General features: G+C 70.8%; 16 protein-coding genes, 1 tRNA gene and 1 other RNA gene. 2 read left to right on the plus strand and 16 right to left on the minus strand.

Annotated elements, in window-relative coordinates; translation table 11 throughout:
* Positions 1-39: 39 nt before the first annotated feature.
* The 16 genes from nuoN to CT688_RS01815 all read right to left on the minus strand — a co-directional run bounded on the left by nuoN (position 40) and on the right by CT688_RS01815 (position 16,765).
* Entirely contained in the window at positions 40-1,620 is a 1,581-nt protein-coding gene (nuoN, locus tag CT688_RS01740; RefSeq protein WP_107755510.1) for an NADH-quinone oxidoreductase subunit NuoN, read from the minus strand.
* A complete protein-coding gene (locus CT688_RS01745) occupies positions 1,617-3,176 on the minus strand; it encodes an NADH-quinone oxidoreductase subunit M (protein WP_107755511.1) in 1,560 nt (519 codons plus the stop codon). Before CT688_RS01745 ends, nuoN begins: the two co-directional genes overlap by 4 nt.
* Positions 3,173-5,107, minus strand: a complete 1,935-nt coding sequence (gene nuoL, locus CT688_RS01750; RefSeq protein WP_107755512.1) for an NADH-quinone oxidoreductase subunit L — start codon at positions 5,105-5,107, stop codon at positions 3,173-3,175. Before nuoL ends, CT688_RS01745 begins: the two co-directional genes overlap by 4 nt.
* Positions 5,108-5,117: 10 nt before the next feature.
* On the minus strand, positions 5,118-5,417 hold the full coding sequence (nuoK, locus tag CT688_RS01755) for an NADH-quinone oxidoreductase subunit NuoK (RefSeq protein ID WP_095717142.1): 300 nt from the start codon (positions 5,415-5,417) through the stop codon (positions 5,118-5,120).
* On the minus strand, positions 5,414-6,184 hold the full coding sequence (locus tag CT688_RS01760) for an NADH-quinone oxidoreductase subunit J (protein ID WP_107755513.1): 771 nt from the start codon (positions 6,182-6,184) through the stop codon (positions 5,414-5,416). Before CT688_RS01760 ends, nuoK begins: the two co-directional genes overlap by 4 nt.
* A complete protein-coding gene (gene nuoI / locus CT688_RS01765) occupies positions 6,184-6,735 on the minus strand; it encodes an NADH-quinone oxidoreductase subunit NuoI (RefSeq protein WP_194305492.1) in 552 nt (183 codons plus the stop codon). The genes CT688_RS01760 and nuoI overlap by 1 nt, the downstream gene beginning before the upstream one ends.
* A complete protein-coding gene (gene nuoH / locus CT688_RS01770; RefSeq protein ID WP_107755514.1) occupies positions 6,728-8,026 on the minus strand; it encodes an NADH-quinone oxidoreductase subunit NuoH in 1,299 nt (432 codons plus the stop codon). Before nuoH ends, nuoI begins: the two co-directional genes overlap by 8 nt.
* Entirely contained in the window at positions 8,023-10,551 is a 2,529-nt protein-coding gene (locus tag CT688_RS01775; RefSeq protein WP_370446345.1) for an NADH-quinone oxidoreductase subunit G, read from the minus strand. The genes nuoH and CT688_RS01775 overlap by 4 nt, the downstream gene beginning before the upstream one ends.
* Positions 10,552-10,625: 74 nt before the next feature.
* Positions 10,626-11,990 carry an NADH-quinone oxidoreductase subunit NuoF gene (nuoF, locus tag CT688_RS01780; RefSeq protein ID WP_107755515.1) on the minus strand — a complete coding sequence of 455 codons (1,365 nt, stop codon included), beginning with the start codon at positions 11,988-11,990 and terminating at the stop codon, positions 10,626-10,628.
* 1 nt (position 11,991) lies between these two features.
* The gene (nuoE, locus tag CT688_RS01785) at positions 11,992-12,744 is read right to left on the minus strand and encodes an NADH-quinone oxidoreductase subunit NuoE (RefSeq protein ID WP_107755516.1); all 753 of its coding nucleotides are present in this window, start codon (positions 12,742-12,744) and stop codon (positions 11,992-11,994) included.
* Positions 12,741-14,045 carry an NADH dehydrogenase (quinone) subunit D gene (nuoD, locus tag CT688_RS01790; protein WP_107755517.1) on the minus strand — a complete coding sequence of 435 codons (1,305 nt, stop codon included), beginning with the start codon at positions 14,043-14,045 and terminating at the stop codon, positions 12,741-12,743. The genes nuoE and nuoD overlap by 4 nt, the downstream gene beginning before the upstream one ends.
* Positions 14,045-14,725 carry an NADH-quinone oxidoreductase subunit C gene (locus CT688_RS01795; protein ID WP_231750568.1) on the minus strand — a complete coding sequence of 227 codons (681 nt, stop codon included), beginning with the start codon at positions 14,723-14,725 and terminating at the stop codon, positions 14,045-14,047. Before CT688_RS01795 ends, nuoD begins: the two co-directional genes overlap by 1 nt.
* A gap of 86 nt (positions 14,726-14,811) precedes the next feature.
* Positions 14,812-15,366, minus strand: a complete 555-nt coding sequence (locus tag CT688_RS01800; RefSeq protein WP_107755518.1) for an NADH-quinone oxidoreductase subunit B family protein — start codon at positions 15,364-15,366, stop codon at positions 14,812-14,814.
* Between the two features lie 23 nt (positions 15,367-15,389).
* The gene (locus CT688_RS01805; RefSeq protein WP_107755519.1) at positions 15,390-15,749 is read right to left on the minus strand and encodes an NADH-quinone oxidoreductase subunit A; all 360 of its coding nucleotides are present in this window, start codon (positions 15,747-15,749) and stop codon (positions 15,390-15,392) included.
* A 243-nt stretch (positions 15,750-15,992) separates the two neighbouring features.
* Positions 15,993-16,406 carry a hypothetical protein gene (locus CT688_RS01810; protein ID WP_370446346.1) on the minus strand — a complete coding sequence of 138 codons (414 nt, stop codon included), beginning with the start codon at positions 16,404-16,406 and terminating at the stop codon, positions 15,993-15,995.
* Positions 16,407-16,677: 271 nt separating this feature from the next.
* Positions 16,678-16,765 (minus strand) — tRNA-Ser (locus tag CT688_RS01815).
* Positions 16,766-16,870: 105 nt separating this feature from the next.
* Here CT688_RS01815 and ffs point away from each other — a divergent pair.
* Positions 16,871-16,967, plus strand: an RNA gene (gene ffs, locus CT688_RS01820) — signal recognition particle sRNA small type.
* A 67-nt stretch (positions 16,968-17,034) separates the two neighbouring features.
* A complete protein-coding gene (locus CT688_RS01825) occupies positions 17,035-18,306 on the plus strand; it encodes an aminotransferase class I/II-fold pyridoxal phosphate-dependent enzyme (RefSeq protein ID WP_107755521.1) in 1,272 nt (423 codons plus the stop codon).
* Positions 18,307-18,534 lie beyond the last annotated feature (228 nt).

Below are 18,534 nucleotides of genomic sequence, written 5' to 3' on the forward strand. Positions count from 1 at the left end.
GGGGCGGGGTGAGAGCGCTGAATGAGCGGTTCGAGCGAGTCACCACGCGAATGATGAGGCCGCCCCTGCGAGATCGAGGAGCGGTTGCGGGGCGATCCCCAGAGCGAGCGTGAGCACCGCGGCGATCCCGACCACGGCCAGGGTCACCGGTCGGCGGGCGAACGCCACCCCCGAGCCGCCAGACCCCGGGTCCGACCCCGAGCCCCCCGAGCTCGCGGATCCGGCCTCGCGGAAGAACATCACCACGATCACGCGCACGTAGAACGAGGCCGCGATCGCGCTGGTGAGCACACCGATCACCACCAGGGTCACCGCGCCCCCGGCCACGGCCGCCGAGAAGACCGCGAACTTGGCGATGAACCCGCTGGTCAGAGGAATCCCGGCCAGTGCGAGCAGCAGCACCGCGAACGCGCCCGCCACCAGTGGCTGGCGCCGACCCAGTCCGGCCCAGGCCCGGAGATCGCCGATCTCGGCGCCGTCGGCGTCCCGGACCAGCCCGGCCGCGGCGAACACGCCCACGGTGCTGACGGCGTACGCAGCGAGGTAGAAGAGCATCGCGGACGTCCCGGTGGACTGGACCGCGATCACCCCGGTGAGCAGGAACCCGGCGTGGGCGATGGAGGAGTACGCCAGGAGCCGCGTGACGTCGTTCTGCGCGACCCCCACGACAGTTCCCACGATCATCGTCAGCGCCGCGATCACCCACAGCACCGGCGCCCAGTCCGCCTCGAGGCCGGGCACCGCGGTGTGGAAGAACCGGAGGATCGCGCCGAACGCGGCGACCTTGGTGCCGGCGGCCATGAACGCGGTGATCGCGGTGGGCGCGCCCTGGTAGACGTCGGGGGTCCAGGTGTGGAACGGCACGGCGCCGACCTTGAACAGCAGGCCCACCGACATCATGGCCACGCCGATCAGGGCCAGGGCGCCGCCCCCGTCGGCCTCGACCGCCTCGGCGATCCCGCGGAAGTCCACGGTCCCGGCGGCGCCGTACACCAGCGCGACGCCGTAGACGAAGAACGCCGAGGAGAACGCACCCAGGAGGAAGTACTTGACCGCCGCCTCCTGCGAGAGCAGGCGTCGCCGCCGGGCCATCCCGCACAGGACGTACAGGGGCAGCGAGAGCACCTCCAGCGCGATGAACAGGGTGATCAGGTCGTTCGCCGCCGGGAACAGCATGAGGCCGCCCGTGGCGAACAGCGTGAGGGGGAAGATCTCGGTCTGGGTGAATCCCGCGCGCTCGGCGTCGCGTTCTCCCGAACCGCCGGGGGCCACGGCGGCCTGGGGCGCGAAGCCCGCGAGGACCTTCTTGCGGGAGGCCGAGGGGATGACGGTGCGCTCGCCGATCAACAGTCCGGCGGCGACGGCCACGACCACCGTGACGCCCTGCAGGAACAGCGCCGGCCCGTCGACCGCGACCGCGCCCTCGGCCGTGACGATCCGCGTCCCGGACAACAGGAGCACGGAGACGAGGGCGGCGGCGAGACCGCCCAGGTAGACGGCCATCTGTGTGGCATAGCGCCGCCGGGCGGGGACGAACGCCTCCACCAGCACACCGACGATCCCCGCCCCGAACACGAGGAGAAGGGGCGCGAGCGATCCGTACGCGATGTCGGGGGTCATCGGGCTCCTCCCACGAGGGCGACGGTGTGGGCGACCGCCGGTTCGATCACGTCCAACGCGGGCTGCGGGTAGAAGCCCAGCACGATCAGCGCCACCACCAGGGGGATCACCACCACGAGTTCGCGGTGACCCAGATCAGGTGTCCGCGCCAGCCCGGTCGCGGGTGGTCCCCCCATCACCCGTTGGTAGGTCCACAGGATGTAGATCGCCGCCAGGACGAAGGTGCTGGTGGCGAGCACCGCGGCCACCGGGTACGGGCCGATGGTGCCGACGAACACCAGGAACTCGCTGACGAACGGGGCCAGGCCCGGGAGTGACAGGGTGGCCAGGCCGGCGATGAGGAACGTCCCGGCGAGGAGGGGGGCCACCTGCTGCACGCCTCCGTAGTAGCCGATCTCCCGGATGCGGTGTCGGTGGACGAGGAACCCGGCCACGAGGAACAGCGCGGCCGTGGCGACGCCGTGGTTGACCATGTAGAGCGTGGACCCGGCGGCCGCCTGCTCGGTCCTCGCGAAGATCCCCAGGATGATGAACCCGAAGTGGGAGATGGAGGCGTAGGCGATCAACCGGAGCAGGTCGGTCTGGGCGATGGCCATGAGGCCGCCGTAGACGATGCTGACCACCGCGAGCGTGATGAGCACCGGCGCCGCCGTCGCGGCCGCGTCCGGGAACAGCGGCAGGCTGTAGCGCAGCATCGCGAACGTGCCGACCTTGTCCACGACGGCCATCATCAACACCGCCGATGCGGGCGTCGCGGCCACGGCCGCGCCGGGCAGCCAGGTGTGGAACGGCCACAGTGGCGCCTTGATCGCGAAGGCCAGGGTGAAGGCGGCGAACATCAGCAGCGCCACGCCGGGCGTGATCTCCAGCCGACCGTCCGCGACGGCCGCGGTGATGAGGCGGTAGTCGAACGTGCCCGCCCCGATCGATCCGGCGTCAGTCCCTATCCCGGCGCGGGCGGTGAGGACGTAGAGGCCGATCACCGCGACCAGCATCACCAGCCCGCCGAGCAGGTTGTAGATGAGGAACCGCACGGCCGCCGCAGCCCGGTCGGCCCCGGAGGAGTCGCTGCGGCCGAACCCGCCGATGAGGAAGTAGAGCGGGATGAGCATGGCCTCGAACGCGACGTAGAACAGCAGCACGTCCAGGCTGGTGAACGCCACCAGCGCCAATCCCTGCGTGGTGAGCAGCAACGCCGGGTAGGCCTGCGCGCGGCGACCGTGGGCACCGTCGTCGACATCGTGCCATCCGGCCAGCAGGAGCAGCGGCATGAGGGCGGCCGTGAGCAGGACCAACACCAGGGCGATCCCGTCGAGCCCGAGCGTGTAGGTGGCGCCGAAGGCGGGGATCCACGAGCGTGACTCGACGAACTGGTGGGTCTGGCCTGCGGGGTCGAACCCCACCGCGAGCGCGACGGCCACGGCCAGCACGCCGAGCGACGTGGCCAGGGCGAGGGGTCTCGCCGCGCGTCGCGCGCCGGAGGGGAGGGCGACGACGACGAGAGCGCCGACCAGGGGCGTGAGCCACAGCGCGGAGAGCAGACCGGGCCCGTTCACAGCACACCCCCGGCCGACATGGCGGCGATGATCAGGGCCGCACCCACGAGCATGTACAGCGCGTAGGAGCGGGTGAGTCCGGACTGCAGCAACCGGCCCCGGGCCGACAGGGCCCCTATCGCCGCCGCGATCCCGCCCGTCGCACCGCCCACGACCCTGCGGTCGACCACCGCGGTGCCCGCGACCAGGGCCTGGCCCGGCCGCATCAGGGCCCCCTCGTTGACGGCATCGGCGTAGAGGTCCCGGCGCGCGGCCCGGGTGAGTGCGGAGGCGTCCGGCGGCACCTCGAGCGGGATCTCGCCCCGGCCGTACAGCCGCACCGCGATGGCGATCCCGGCGGCCACGACCACCAGTGAGGCGGTGGTGACCAGCCAGACCGGCACGACGTGCTCGACGTGGTGTCCACCCACGACCGGGGCCAGCCAGTCCTCGAGCCGCCCGCCGATCGCGAGCAGGGCTCCGGAGGCCACGGACCCCACCGCGATGACGATCATCGGCGCCGTCATGGACACCGGTGACTCGTGGGGATGCGCGCCGTCCCGCCAGCGCCGTCGGCCGAAGAAGGTCAGGATCATCACCCGAGTCATGTAGAACGCGGTCAGACCGGCTCCGAGGAGCGCCACCGCGCCCAGCAGGTAGCCGGCCGCTCCGCCGCCACCCACGTCGAACGCCGCGGAGATGATGCCCTCCTTGGAGTAGAAGCCGGCGAACGGCGGGACGCCGATGATCGCGAGGTACCCCAGTCCGAAGGTGACGAAGGTGACCGGCATGACCGTGCGGAGGGCGCCGTACCGGCGCATGTCGACCTCGTCGTCCAACCCGTGCATGACCGATCCCGCGCCGAGGAAGAGTCCGGCCTTGAAGAAGCCGTGGGTGAGCAGGTGCATGATCGCCAGGGCGTATCCGGCCGGGCCGAACCCGGCCGCCATGACCATGTAGCCCACCTGGCTCATGGTCGAAGCGGCGAGCACCTTCTTGATGTCGTCCTTGGCGCAGCCGATCACCGCGCCGAACAGCAGCGTCACCGCGCCGACGGCGATCACCGCCGTTCGCGCCGCCGGTGCCGCGTCGAAGATCGGGTTGGCCCGGGTGATGAGGTAGACCCCGGCGGTGACCATGGTCGCCGCGTGGATGAGGGCGGAGACCGGGGTGGGGCCCTCCATGGCGTCCCCGAGCCACGACTGCAGCGGCACCTGGGCGGACTTGGCGCAGGCGCCCAGCAGCAACAGCAGTCCGAGTGCGGTGACCACGCCCGGGCCGAGGTCGGGCGCGACGCCGTCGACACCCGCCGCGACGGTCCCACCGTCGATCGCGGCGAAGACCCCGTCGAAGGACAGGGTCCCCAGCTGGGTCACCATCACCATCAGCGCGACGGCGAGCCCGATGTCGCCGACGCGGTTGACGACGAAGGCCTTCTTGGCCGCCGTGGCCGCGGACGGCTTGTGCTGCCAGAACCCGATGAGCAGGTAGGAGACCAGGCCCACGCCCTCCCACCCCAGGTAGAGCACCAGGAAGTCGTCGGCCATCACCAGCAGCAGCATCGCGGCCAGGAACAGGTTGAGGTAGGCGAAGAACTTCCGTCGCGCGGGATCGGCGGCCATGTACCCGGTCGAGTACACGTGGATGAGCAGGCCGACGCCGGTGATCAGCAGGACGAACACCATGGAGAGCTGGTCCAGTCGCAGGCCCATGTCCACGGTGAGGTCGCCCACCGAGATCCAGGTGAACAGTGTCTGCTGCAGGGTCCGGTCTGCGGGCCCGCGGCCGGCCATGGCGCCGAACTGCCAGACGGCCGCACCGAACGCGGCGAGCGCGGTGGCGCAGCCCAGCAGGTGGCCCCACGGGTCGCTGCGGCGCCCCAGGAGCAGCAGGAGGGTGGCACCGAGCAGCGGCAGGCCGGGGATCAGCCACAACGTCACATCAGGAGTCATCGGCGCGTCCTCAATACCTGAGCAGACTGGCGTCGTCGATCGAGGCCGACCGGCGGGAACGGTAGATGGCCATGATGATCGCCAGGCCGATCACGACCTCGGCCGCGGCCACCACCATGACGAAGAACGCGAACACGTGTCCGCCCACGTCGCCGTGCATCCGGGCGAACGTCACGAGCGCGAGGTTGGTGGCGTTAAGCATGAGCTCGATGCACATGAACACCACGATCGCGTTGCGCCGCAGCAGGAACCCGGCCGCGCCGATGGTGAACAGGACGGCCGAGAGGTAGAGGTAGTTCTCGGGGTTCACGGTCGTCCCCCCTCGTCGGGCCCTGCCGTGTCGCCGGAGCCCAGCTCGCGGTCGGAACCGTGCCGTCGCAACACCTCGCTCACCGAGTCCGTGGCCTCCGAGCCGTCGGGCAGGCGGGCCGGGGAGTCCGCGGAGTTGCGACGCGCGTACACGCCGGGGCTGGGCGGCGGCGTCACCCGGGCGGTGCCGTCGTGCTGCCAGTCGAGGAACCGCTGCTCGGACATCTCGCGCTGGGTGCGGCGTCCGGAGAACCGCTCGCGGTGTGCCAGCACCATGGCACCCAGGGTGGCGATGATCAGCAGGACCCCGGTGAGCTCGAACGCCCACACGTGGCGGGTGAACAGCAGCGTGGCCAGGGCGGGCACGTCGTCGTGGTCGGCGCCGAAACCGGTGAACGGGGGCAGCTGCGCGCGGGCCAGCCCGGTCGCCAGGAGGACCCCGAAACCGAGCCCGGCGACGATCGCGGCCACGCGGTGGCCTCGGATCCGCTCCACCAGGGACTCCGAGGACTCCACCCCGATGAGCATCACCACGAACAGGAACAGCATCATCACCGCGCCGGTGTAGACGACGATCTGGCCGACGCCCAGGAACACCGCCCCCTGCGCCATGTACAGCACGGCCAGGGCGACCATCGTCATGGCCAGGCAGAGCGCGGAGTAGACCGCCTTGGTGGCGGAGACCACCCCGAGGGCCCCGACGACCACTACGACCGCGAGCACCCAGAACAGGACCGACTCCCCGGTGGACACCGAGTCCCCGGCCATCACGACCTGCTCCCGCCATCGGGTCCGCTCGACGCGGTCCCCAGGACGTCGCCACGGTAGTAGTCGGCGTGCGTCGTCCCCGGGGCCATGTCGTGCGGGGCGGGGACCATCCCGTCGAGCATCGGGCCCAGGAGGTCCTGCTTCTCGTAGATGAGCCCGGCCCGGTCGTCGCCGACCATCTCGTAGTCGTTGGTCATGGTCAGCGCGCGGGTCGGGCAGGCCTCCACGCAGAGCCCGCACCCGATGCAGCGCAGGTAGTTGATCTGGTAGATCCGCCCATAGCGCTCGCCGGGTGAGTACCTCTCGGCCTCGGTGTTGTCGGCGCCCTCCACGTAGATCGCGTCCGCCGGGCAGGCCCACGCGCACAGCTCGCAGCCGATGCACTTCTCCAGGCCGTCGGCGTAGCGGTTGAGCTGATGGCGGCCGTGGTATCGGGGGGCGGTGGGGACCTTCTCCTCCGGGTACTGCTCGGTGTGCTTCTTGCGGAACATCGTCGCGAACGTGACGCCGAACCCGGCGAGCGGCTCGAGGACCCTCGGGATCCTAGGCATTGCGGGCCTCCTCCGATGAGGTGCGCTGGTGGGGCAGCGGCGGGACGGGGAACCCGCCCGCCACCGGGTTGTAGGCCGGGTCGCCGGACCCGGTCGATACCCGTGATCGGTCGGAACGGTCCGTGGCGGACCCCCCGCGGCTCGGGCGGGTGCCGATGCGCGAGCGGAGGGCCAGCACGATCACGACCACCGCGATCAGACCGACGGTCACCAGGGCGATGGCCACCCCGTCGTACCCGGCGTTCGAGAAGGCCCGGATGCTCGCCACGGCCATCACCCACGCCAGGGAGACGGGGATGAGCACCTTCCAGCCGAATCCCATGAACTGGTCGTAACGGAGCCTCGGCAGGGTGGCCCGCAGCCAGATGAACAGGAACATGAAGCCCCACACCTTGATGACGAACCACAGCAGCGCCCACCACCCGGAGTCCGCGCCGTCGATCAGGGAGAACGGCAGGGGGGCCTGCCAACCGCCGAGGAACAGGGTGGCCGCGAGTGCCGAGACCGTGGTCATGTTGACGTACTCGGCCAGCATGAACATCGCGAACCGCAGCGACGAGTACTCGGTGTGGAACCCCCCGACCAGCTCGCCCTCGGCCTCGGGAAGGTCGAAGGGCGCGCGGTTGGTCTCGCCGACCATGGAGATGACGTAGATGAGGAACGAGGGCGCCAGGAGGAACACGAACCAGACCTCGGCCTGGGCGGCGACGATGCCCGAGGTCGACATGGTCCCCGCGAACAGGAACACACCCACGAAGGACAGTGCCATCGCGATCTCGTAGCTGATCACCTGCGCGGTGGAGCGGAGCCCCCCGAGCAGCGGGTAGGTGGAACCGGAGGACCAGCCGGCCAACACGATCCCGTACACCCCGATCGACGTGACGGCCAGGATGTAGAGCACCCCCACGTTCAAATCGGTGAGCTGCAGCGGAGTCCGGTGACCGGCGATCGAGACCTCGGGCCCGAAGGGGATCACCGCGAACGCCATGAACGCGGGGATCACGGCGATGACCGGGGCCAGCAGGAAGATCGGCTTGTCCACCCCGGCGGGGATCAGCCCCTCCTTGAGGGCGATCTTCACGCCGTCGGCCAGGCTCTGCAGCATGCCCAGAGGCCCGACCCGGTTGGGTCCCACCCGCATCTGCATCCAGGCGATGACCTTGCGCTCGAGGTAGATCGCGGCGAGCACCGTGACCACCAGGAACGCGAAGACCGCGAGCACCTTGAGCAGCACCAACCACCACGGGTCGATGCCGAACGCGGACAGGTCCGGGTGCGCGGCCGTCGTCACGGGGCCACCTCCCCGGCGACGATCCGGACCACGTCTCCCGCGGCCGCGGCGAGCGTGGCGTTGACGGCCGATCCGGGCGAGTTCTGCGGCACCCACACCACGCGATCGGGCATCTCGGTGACCGCGCACGGCAGGGTGATCGATCCGCGTCCGGTGGTCACGGTCAGTGGCTCGCCGTCCGCGACGCCGACCTCGTGCGCGGTGGTCGGGGACAACCTGGTGACGGGGGTGCGGGCCGTTCCGGCCAGGTGCGGTTCGCCGTCCTGCAGACGACCCGAGTCGAGCAGCATCCGCCAGGTGGCGAGGACGGCCTGCCCGGCGGGGGGCCGGGGCGTCCGGGCCCGGCCCGGGGGAGCCGACCTCGTCGTCGTCGCGGCTGCGGCCGCGTCCGTGTCCGTGGTCTGGTCCTCCCGGTCCTCGCGTACTCCTTCGGCGCCCCCCACGGCCGCCAGCTCGCGGCGCACGGACTCGACATCGGGCAGACCGAACCAGGCACCCATCTCCTCGGCGAGGGCGTTGAGGACCCGATGGTCGGGTAGGGCGTCTCCGCCGGTCAGCGCGGCGGCGAAGGGGCGCTCGCGGCCCTCCCAGGTGAGGAAGGTGCCGGCCTTCTCGGCCACGGGCGCGACCGGCAGGACCACGTCGGCGCGGTCGCTGATCTCGCTCCGGCGCAGTTCGATGCTCACCACGAACCCGGCGGCGTCGATCGCGTCGAGCGCGGCCCGGGGGTCGGCCAGGTCCGCGGCCTCGACCCCGCCCACCACCAACGCGCTCAGGTCCCCCGAGGCGGCGGCGCGGAGCTGGTCGTCGGTGGACCGGCCGGGGGTGCCCGACAGCGGTTCCGAACGCCACAGCTCGGCCAGCGCCCGGCGGGCACCCTCGTCCGAGACGGGCCGGCCTCCGGGCAGCAGGCCGGGCAGGCATCCCGCCTCGAGCGCCCCCCGCTCGCCCGCCCTTCGCGGGACCCACGCGAGGCGCGCCCCGGTCGCGTCGGCGAGATCTTCCGCCGCCGACAACCCCCCGGGGACCGCGCCCAGTCGCTCGCCGACCAGGATCACGGCGCCGGGGGAGCGGAGGAGTGCGGGCAACTCGTCTGCCGGCGCGGTCCGGTCGTGCGCGGTGGGACCCGATGCGCGGGCCGCCGCGGCGAGGACCTCCGCCTCTGCCCCCGGCACCGTCGGCACGAGCGTGGCGCCCGTCTTGCGCACCGACGGGGAGGCGAACGGGGCCACCGAGAAGACCCGCACCCCGAGGTCCCGCGCGGCCCTGCGCAGGCGGAGGAAGACGATCGGCGACTCCTCCTCGGGGTCGAAGCCCACCAGCAGGACCACCGGAGCGGTCTCGAGATCGGCGTAGGTGACCACTCCCTCTTCTCCCGGGCCGCGGCCGACCACACGTCGGGTGAGGAAATCGGCCTCCTCGCCGGAGTGGTGGCGCGCGCGGAAGTCGACGTCGTTCGTGCCCAGGACCGCGCGGGCGAACTTGGCGTAGGCGTAGGCGTCCTCGCGGGTCAGTCGGCCGCCGGTCAGGACACCGGTGCGGCCGCGCGCGGCGGACAGCCCCGCGGCGGCCGTGGCCAGGGCGGTGCTCCACGGGACCGGCACCAGGCCACCGTCCCGGCCCCGGATCATCGGGGTGGTGAGGCGGTCGGGCCGCGTGGCGTAGACGAAGGCCCAACGACCCTTGTCGCAGTTCCACTCCTCGTTGACGTCCGGATCGTCCCCGGCGAGTCTGCGCAGTACCTTCCCGCGGCGGTGATCGGTCCGCTGCCCGCACCCGCTGGCGCAGTGCTCGCAGACACCGGGGCTCGAGACCAGGTCGAACGGGCGTGCACGGAAGCGGTACGCGGAGCCGGTGAGCGCGCCGACGGGGCAGATCTGGACGGTGTTGCCGGAGAAGTACGACTCGAGCGGCTCGTCCCCGTAGACGCCCACCTGCTGTCGGGAGCCCCGTTCCATCAGGTCGATGAACGGGTCGCCCGCGATCTGATCCGAGAACCGGGTGCACCGGGCGCACATCACGCAGCGCTCGCGGTCGAGCAGGACCTGGGACGAGATGGCGATGGGTTTGGGGAACGTGCGCTTGACCTCGGTGAAGCGCGAGTGGCCGTGGCCGCTGGAGAGCGCCTGGTTCTGCAGCGGGCACTCCCCGCCCTTGTCGCAGACCGGGCAGTCCAGCGGGTGGTTGATGAGCAGGAGCTCCATGACCCCGCGTTGGGCCTTGTCCGCGATCTCGGAGGTGAACTGGGTGCGCACCACCATGTCCTCGGTGACCGGGGTGGTGCAGGAGGTCACGGGTTTGGGGGCGCCCTCGACCTGGACGATGCACTGGCGGCACGCGCCGGCCGGTTCGAGCAGCGGGTGGTCGCAGAACCGGGGGATCTGCACCCCGAGGCGTTCGGCGGCGCGGATCACCAGCGTGCCGGCCGGCACGGAGACGCGTCGGCCGTCCACGGTGAGGGTGACGAGGTCGTCGTTCTGCTCGGGCGCCAGGTCGGCCACGGTGTCGTCGGCGCGGGGGGTGATCTTGTTGGCCACGGTGTCATCGGCGGTGCTGCCCGAGGGGGTGGCCGGGCGGTCGGGTGCGGCGTCACCTGCGGTCATCGGGCCACCTCCTCGGCCGGGGCGAAGACGGTGGAGCGGCGGTGGTCGAAGGGGCACCCGCCGGGGATGTGGGCCAGGTACTCGTCGCGGAACAGCGCGATGGAGGACATGATCGGGGCGCCGGCGGCGTCGCCGAGTGCGCAGAACGATTTGCCGACGATGTTGTCCGAGATGTCGAGCAGTCGGTCCAGGTCGCTCTCGGTCGCGGTCCCGTCCTCGAGCCTGCGCATGATCTGCACCAGCCAGAACGTGCCCTCGCGGCAGGGGGTGCACTTGCCGCACGACTCGTGGGCGTAGAACTCCGTCCAGCGCAGCACGGCCCGCACCACGCACGTCGTGTCGTCGAAGATCTGCAGCGCCTTGGTGCCGAGCATGGACCCCTCGGCCGCGCAGCCCTCGTAGTCCAGGGGCATGTCCAGCTGGGCGTCCGTGAGGAGGGGGGTCGAGGAACCGCCGGGGGTCCAGAACTTGAGCGTGTGCCCCTCCCGGATCCCGCCGGCGTGCTGCAGGAGTTCGCGCAGGGTGATGCCGAGCGGCGCCTCGTACTGCCCGGGCCGGGTGACGTGGCCCGACAGCGAGTACAGGGTGAAGCCGGGGGACTTGTCCGAGCCCATCGATCGGAACCACTCGGGTCCGCGCTGGAGGATCGACGGAACGCTCGCGATGGACTCGACGTTGTTGACCACGGTGGGACAGGCGTAGAGACCGGCGACGGCGGGGAACGGCGGTCGGAGCCGGGGCTGTCCGCGCCGGCCCTCGAGGGAGTCCAGGAGTGCGGTCTCCTCTCCGCAGATGTAGGCGCCCGCCCCGGCGTGGACCACGATGTCGAGGTCGAACCCGCTGCCCAGGATGTCCCGGCCCAGGAACCCGGCCTCGTACGCCTCGGCGACCGCGGTCTGCAGACGCCGCAGGACCGGCACCACCTCGCCGCGGAGGTAGATGAACGCGTGGGAGGAGCGGATGGCGTACGCGGCGATCACCATCCCCTCGATCACGACGTGCGGGGTGGCCAGCATGAGGGGCATGTCCTTGCAGGTGCCCGGCTCGGACTCGTCGGCGTTGACCACCAGGTACTTGGGCCGGTCTGCGGGGTCGGAGGCCCGGGGATCCCCGGGTGTGTCGGTGCTGTCGGGACTCCCGGAGCCGGGGGCCTGGGGGATGAAGCCCCACTTGCGGCCGGTGGGGAACCCCGCCCCGCCGCGACCGCGCAGACCCGCGTCGAGGACGGTGGAGATGACCTGATCCGGGCCGGCGGCCAGGGCGTTGCGCAGCCCGGTGTAGCCGTCGTGTGCCAGATAGGTCTCGAGCGTCCAGCTGTCCGGTGCGTCCCAGTAGCGACTGAGGTACGGCGCGAGCGGCATGTCAGACCTCCTCCTCGTCGGCGTCGGCGGGCGCCTGCATCCCGGCCGATCCCGCGGCCCGCAGGCCGGCGAGGGTGGGCGCGCCCGGCGCGCCGTCGTTGGCGCCGGGACGCGTGTCCGGGAAGCCCGCGAGGATGCGGGCGGTCTCTCGGAAGGTGCACAGCGGGGCGCCGCGGGTGGGGGTCACCGGCCGCCCGGCCCGCAGGTCGTCGACCACCCGGCGGGCCGAGTCGGGGGTCTGGTCGTCGAAGAACTCCCAGTTGATCATCACCACCGGCGCGTAGTCGCAGGCGGCGTTGCACTCGATGTGCTCCAGGGTGATCCGGCCGTCGTCGGTGGTGCCGGGGCCCTCGAGGCCCAGGTGGTCGGCGAGGGAGACGAGGATCTCGTCGCCGCCCATCACCGCGCAGAGCGTGTTGGTGCACACGCCCACCAGGTAGTCGCCCGTCGGCGTGCGGCGGTACATCGAGTAGAAGGTCGCCACCGCCATCACCTCGGCCGCCGTGAGCTCCAGCACCCGTGCGCAGAACTCGACGCCGGCCGGCGTGATGTGCCCGTCCTCGGCCTGGACGAGGTGGAGCAGCGGGAGCAGCGCAGACCTGGCCTGCGGGTAGCGGGCGACGATCGCGGCGGCGTCATCGGCCAACCGCTCGCGGACGTCGTCCGGGTAGCTCCGTCGTGCGCCCGGGTGGACGATCGCCCCGGGTTCATCGGGCTTCTGGCCGAACTGCAGGAAGACCGGTTCGCCGCTCATCGGTCCACACCCCCCATCACCGGGTCGATGCTGGCGACGGCGGCGATCACGTCGGCGAGCATCCCGCCCTCGCACATGGCGGCCACCGCCTGCAGGTTGGTGAACGACGGGTCCCGGTAGTGGACGCGGTAGGGGCGGGTGCCGCCGTCCGAGACCATGTGCACGCCCAGCTCTCCGCGGGGCGACTCGACCGGCACGTACACCTGTCCCGGGGGCACCGCAAACCCTTCGGTGACCAGCTTGAAGTGATGGATGAGTGCCTCCATCGAGCTGTCCATGATGTGGCGGACGTGGTCGGGGGAGTTTCCCAGGCCGTCGGGACCGACCTTGAGCTGGGCGGGCCACGCGATCTTGGGGTCGTCCACCATCACGGGGCCGGGCTCGAGCCGGTCCAGGCACTGTTCGATGATCCTCAGGGACTGCTTCATCTCGTCCACGCGGATGACGAATCGGTCGTAGCAGTCGCTGTGCGAGCCCGTCACCACGTCGAACTCGTAGGTCTCGTACCCGCAGTACGGATCGGTCCGGCGCACGTCGTGGGGCAGCCCGCTCGCGCGCAGCACCGGCCCGGTCACGCCCAGGGCGATGCACCCGGTGAGGTCCAGGTACCCGATGCCCTCGAGACGCATCTTCCAGATCGGGTTCTGGCGCAGGAGGAGCTCCATCTCGCGCAGGCGACCGGGCATCACGTCCAGCAGCTCCCGGATCGTGGGCACCGCCTCGTCGGGCAGGTCCTGGACCACCCCGCCGGGCCGGACGTAGGCGTGGTTCATCCGCAGACCGGTGATGATCTCGAAGACGTCCAGGACCATCTCCCGCTCGCGGAACCCGAACAGCATGGGGGTGCTGGCGCCGAGCTCCAGGGCGCCGGTGGCGAGGGCGACCATGTGCGACGAGATCCGGTTGAGTTCCATGAGCATCACCCGGATGACCGACGCCCGTTCCGGCACCTGGTCGGTGATCCCGAGCAACCGCTCCACCCCGAGGCAGTAGGCGACCTCGTTGAAGAACGGCGAGAGGTAGTCCATCCGGGTGACGAAGGTGACGCCCTGGGTCCAGTAGCGGTACTCGAGGTTCTTCTCGATCCCGGTGTGCAGGTACCCGATCCCGCAGCTCGCACGGGTGACGGTCTCTCCCTCGATCTCGAGGATGAGCCGCAGCACCCCGTGCGTCGACGGGTGCTGGGGGCCCATGTTGACGACGATGCGATCGTCGTCGGCACTGCGTGCGGCGTCGCTGATCGCCTCCCAGTCCTGTCCGGTCGCGGTGAGGACGGTGTCCGAGTCGGTTCTGTCGGCCATCAGCTGTAGGCCCTCCGCTGGTCCGGGGGCGGGATGGTCGCGCCCTTGTACTGCACGGGGATCCCACCGAGCGGGTAGTCCTTGCGTTGCGGGTGGCCCTCCCAGTCGTCCGGCATCTGGATGCGGGTGAGCGACGGGTGCCCGTCGAAGTGGATGCCGAAGAAGTCGTAGGTCTCGCGCTCGTGCCAGTCGGTGGTCGGGTAGATCCTGGTCAGGGACGGGATGTGGGGGTCGGAATCGGGGGCCGAGACCTCCAACAGCAGCCGGCGGTTGTGGGTGATCGACTGCAGGGGGTAGACCACGTGCAGTTCGTGTCCCACGGCGCCGGGGTAGTGGACCCCGCTCACCCCGAGCGACATCTCGAAGCGGAGCGCGGGGTCGTCCCGGAGGGTCAGCGCGACCGCCGGCAGGTGTCGGCGCCGGACGTGGAGGGCCAGCTGCCCCCTGTGGACGACGACGTTCTCCACCGCGTCGTCGAAGGTCGGTCCGCCCCGCGATGCCAGGGCGGCGGTGAGAGTGGCGACCACCCCGTCGTCGTCGCCCTGGTCGTCGTCCGGCGCGCCGCCGTCCCGTGCACCGTGTTCCCCCTCGCCCGGGGCCCGGGTACCTCCCGGCATGGCGACGGGGCGCACGAGGCCGCCGAAGCCGGAGGTGTCGCCGGTGCCGCGGACACCGAACATGCCGTGGCGGACCCCGACGGTGGTCGGGTCGGATTCGGCCGGGCCCGCGGGGTCCGGGGCATCGGCCGGGACCGGGTGGTCGCCGGTCACCGGAACATCCCCTCGACGGGGATGAGCGGGCGTTGGTCGAGCGCCGCCCGCTCGGCCGCGCGGACGGCCTCGGCCCGGTTGGCGCCGAGCGGCATGTGCTGGATCTTGTCGTGCAGGGTGATGATCGCGTGCAGGAGCATCTCGGGCCGTGGGGGGCACCCGGGGAGGTAGATGTCCACGGGGACGACGTGGTCGACGCCCTGGACTATCGCGTAGTTGTTGAACATCCCACCCGAGGACGCGCACACACCCATCGCCAGCACCCACTTGGGCTCGGCCATCTGGTCGTACACCTGGCGCAGGACCGGGGCCATCTTCTGGCTGACGCGGCCGGCGACGATCATCAGGTCCGCCTGGCGGGGGGAGGCGCGGAACACCTCGGTCCCGAACCGGGCCAGGTCGTAGCGGCCTCCGCTGGTGGCCATCATCTCGATGGCGCAGCAGGCCAGTCCGAAGGTGGCGGGCCAGAGCGACCCCTTGCGCATGTATCCGGCGAGTTGCTCGACCGTGGTCAGCAGGAACCCGCTCGGCAGCTTCTCTTCCAGTCCCATGATGTCTCCTCCCCCGGCCCCGGTCAGTCCCAGCTCAGCCCGCCGCGACGCCACTCGTAGGCGTAGGCGACGGAGACGTTGACGACGAACAGGGCCATCGCGGCCAGTCCGAACAGCCCGAGGGTGTCGAAGTGCACGGCCCACGGATAGAGGAAGAGGATCTCGATGCCGAAGATGATGAACAGCATCGCCGTGAGGTAGTACTTCACCGGGAACCGGCCGCCCCCGACCGGCTGCGGGGTGGGTTGGATGCCGCACTCGTAGGCCTCGACCTTGGACCTGTTGAACCGGCTCGGCCCGGCCAGTGAGGACGTCAGCGAGGAGAAGACGGCAAAGGCGACGGCGACGGCGCCGAGGACCAGGATGGGTACGTATTCGTTCATCGCGTCACTCCTCGCGCGTTCCTCGAGAAGCCACCTGTGGGTTCACTTCTCCTGCAACCGCATGGGATCGCCGGCGACCGGCTGTGGTGGGGTCACGGCCCGCCGTCTCCCTGTCGGATCGGGTGTCCCCGACCTCGACTGTGACTCTACTCACATTGCGTTGACGCGTGTCTGGGGTTTCGACAGACCGGTTTTCGGCGGTGTGCGGCGGTCGTCCGCGGGGGGCGGTGTCCCCGCCGGCGCTCAGTTCGGTGCGAGGAGCGAGGTGACCGTGTCCCGTAGCCGGAGAGGGTCGACCGGGTGGGGGACCGAGGCGTCCGCCCGGGACCAGTCGGCCAGCCAACGGTCGTCCGCACGTCCGATCAGGACGAGGATCGGCGGGACGTGGTCGAGTTCGTCCCGCAGTTGCTTGGCCAGTCCCAGCCCGCCGGTGGGGGCGGCCTCGCCGTCGAGGATCACCAGGTCGATGCCGCCCGCGTCCATGGTGTCGACGACGACCGCCGCCGTGGCCACCTCGAGGTAGTCGAGCCGAGGGAGGTCGGGGTGTGGGCGGGTGCCCAGCGCGGTCATGACGCGGCTGCGGGTGCCGGCGTCGTGGCTGTAGACGAGCACGCGCAGGGCGACGTCCGGAGCGGTGATCTCGGTCACGTTCGCGATGGTACCGAGGGGGGCTTCGCGGCGGGGCGCGAGCGTCGAAGGGCGGAATCGGGCGCGCCCGATGGGGTGCGCGGGCGGAATGGACCACAGTCGCCGCGTAGCCCGTGCCGACCCGGGCAAAGGGCACGCGCAGAGCGGAGGTGGCGCGCAGGGCGGAGGTGGTGCGCGTCGACCGGCCAGAGTGGGGGGCGCGCGTCGACCGGTCACGTCTGTGGGCACCGTGAAATGGAAGACGCGGCCCGGGCTCGAGAGCACCGGGCCGCGTCTGCGGCGGAGGATAGGGGATTTGAACCCCTGAGGGGCTATAAACCCCAACCCGCGTTCCAGGCGAGCGCCATAGGCCACTAGGCGAATCCTCCGTCGATCACAGTACCCAGCGCGGCCAACCACTGGCAAACCATCCGTGAATCGTGGGCTGTCGCCCGGGCGGCGTGCGGTGGCGGAGGAGGCACGGTTAGACTCGTTTCCGGACCCCGCGCGGCGTCCATCCTGTGAACTCCCCCAGGGCCGGAAGGCAGCAAGGGTCAGCGGGCTCTGGCGGGTGCGCGGGGTCCCTTCACGTCCGGCACCAGGACCCCTGCGTCGGGGTGCCGAGACCACCGACGATGTCGATCCCCCGGAGGCCACTGTGGCGCTGTCCGATCTCTCCGCCGACGACCTGGCCCGACTCGAATCGGAGTTGTCCTCCGAGTACGACTCCCTCGCCGAGCGCGGTCTCTCCCTGGACCTGACCCGAGGTAAGCCCTCGCCCGAGCAGTTGGACCTCTCCGAGCGGCTGCTGGCCCTGCCGGGCGAGGGGGACCACACCGCGGGGTCCACCGACGTCCGCAACTACGGCGGCGGTGCCGGATTGCCGGAGCTCCGCGGGATCATCGCCGAACTCCTGGGGGTGGGCGCCGACCGGGTGATCGCGCAGGACAACGCGAGCCTGTCGATCATGTACGACCTGCTGGCGTTCTCGATGCTGTTCGGGACGCCCGATTCCGAGCGACCGTGGAAGGACGAGCCGACGCTCCGGTGGCTCTGCCCGGTGCCCGGATACGACCGGCACTTCACCATCACCGAATCCCTCGGTATCGAGATGATCCCGGTGGCGATGGGGGAGGACGGCCCGGACATGGACGAGGTGGAGCATCTCGTCGCGACGGACCCGTCGATCAAGGGCATGTGGTGTGTGCCAATCTACTCCAACCCGACCGGCGCCGTATACAGCGACCACACCGTGTCGCGGTTGGCGCGCATGGTCACGGCCGCCCCGGACTTCCGGGTGATCTGGGACAACGCCTACGTGGTGCACACGCTGACCCCGGATTTCCCCAAGGTGCCCGACGTCGACTCGATCGCCGCGGAGGCCGGTCACCCCCATCGCTTCCTGCAGGTGTGTTCGACCTCCAAGATCACCTTCGCCGGCGCGGGCGTGTCGTTCCTCTCGGCCTCGACGCCGAACCTCGACTGGTATCTGCGGCACACCAGGGTCCGGTCGATCGGACCGAACAAGGTGAACCAGCTGGCGCACGCGCGGTTCTTCGGTGACGCCGACGGGGTCCGCGCCCACATGCAGAAGCACCGGGAGATCGTCGCCCCCAAGTTCGAGGCGGCCGCCGCCGCATTGGGCCGCCGCCTCGGCGACTACGAGGTGGCCCGCTGGACCAGGCCTGAGGGCGGGTATTTCATCGACCTCGAGGTCCCGGACGGTACCGCCACGGAGACCGTCCGCCTGGCCAAAGCGGTCGGTGTGGCGTTGACCCCGGCGGGCTCGGCCTATCCGTACGGGCGGGATCCTGACGACAGGCACATCCGGCTGGCGCCCACGCTCCCGCCGCTGGCCGAGGTGGAGACGGCGATGGACGTGGTGGGACTGTGCGCGTTGCTCGCGGCGTGTCGCGACGCGCAGAAGTGATGTAACACAGCCTGCCGCTTCGTTAATCACCAATCACTGAGATGCGGACCCGGTGATGCCCCCGTGGGGGTGTCGCCGGGGCCGCTGTCACCAGCGAAAGCGTGGATGCTGTGATCTGTAACACGTTCCCATTACGTGGACCCGCCGAGAATTTCGGGGGACAGTGCTCTGACGTGCACGAATGGCCCCGAAAGCGCTGTTGAGCAGTAGTCAATTGAGGAAGGTCCT

Source organism: Dietzia sp. JS16-p6b (assembly GCF_003052165.1).
In the GTDB taxonomy this organism is placed as follows: domain Bacteria; phylum Actinomycetota; class Actinomycetes; order Mycobacteriales; family Mycobacteriaceae; genus Dietzia.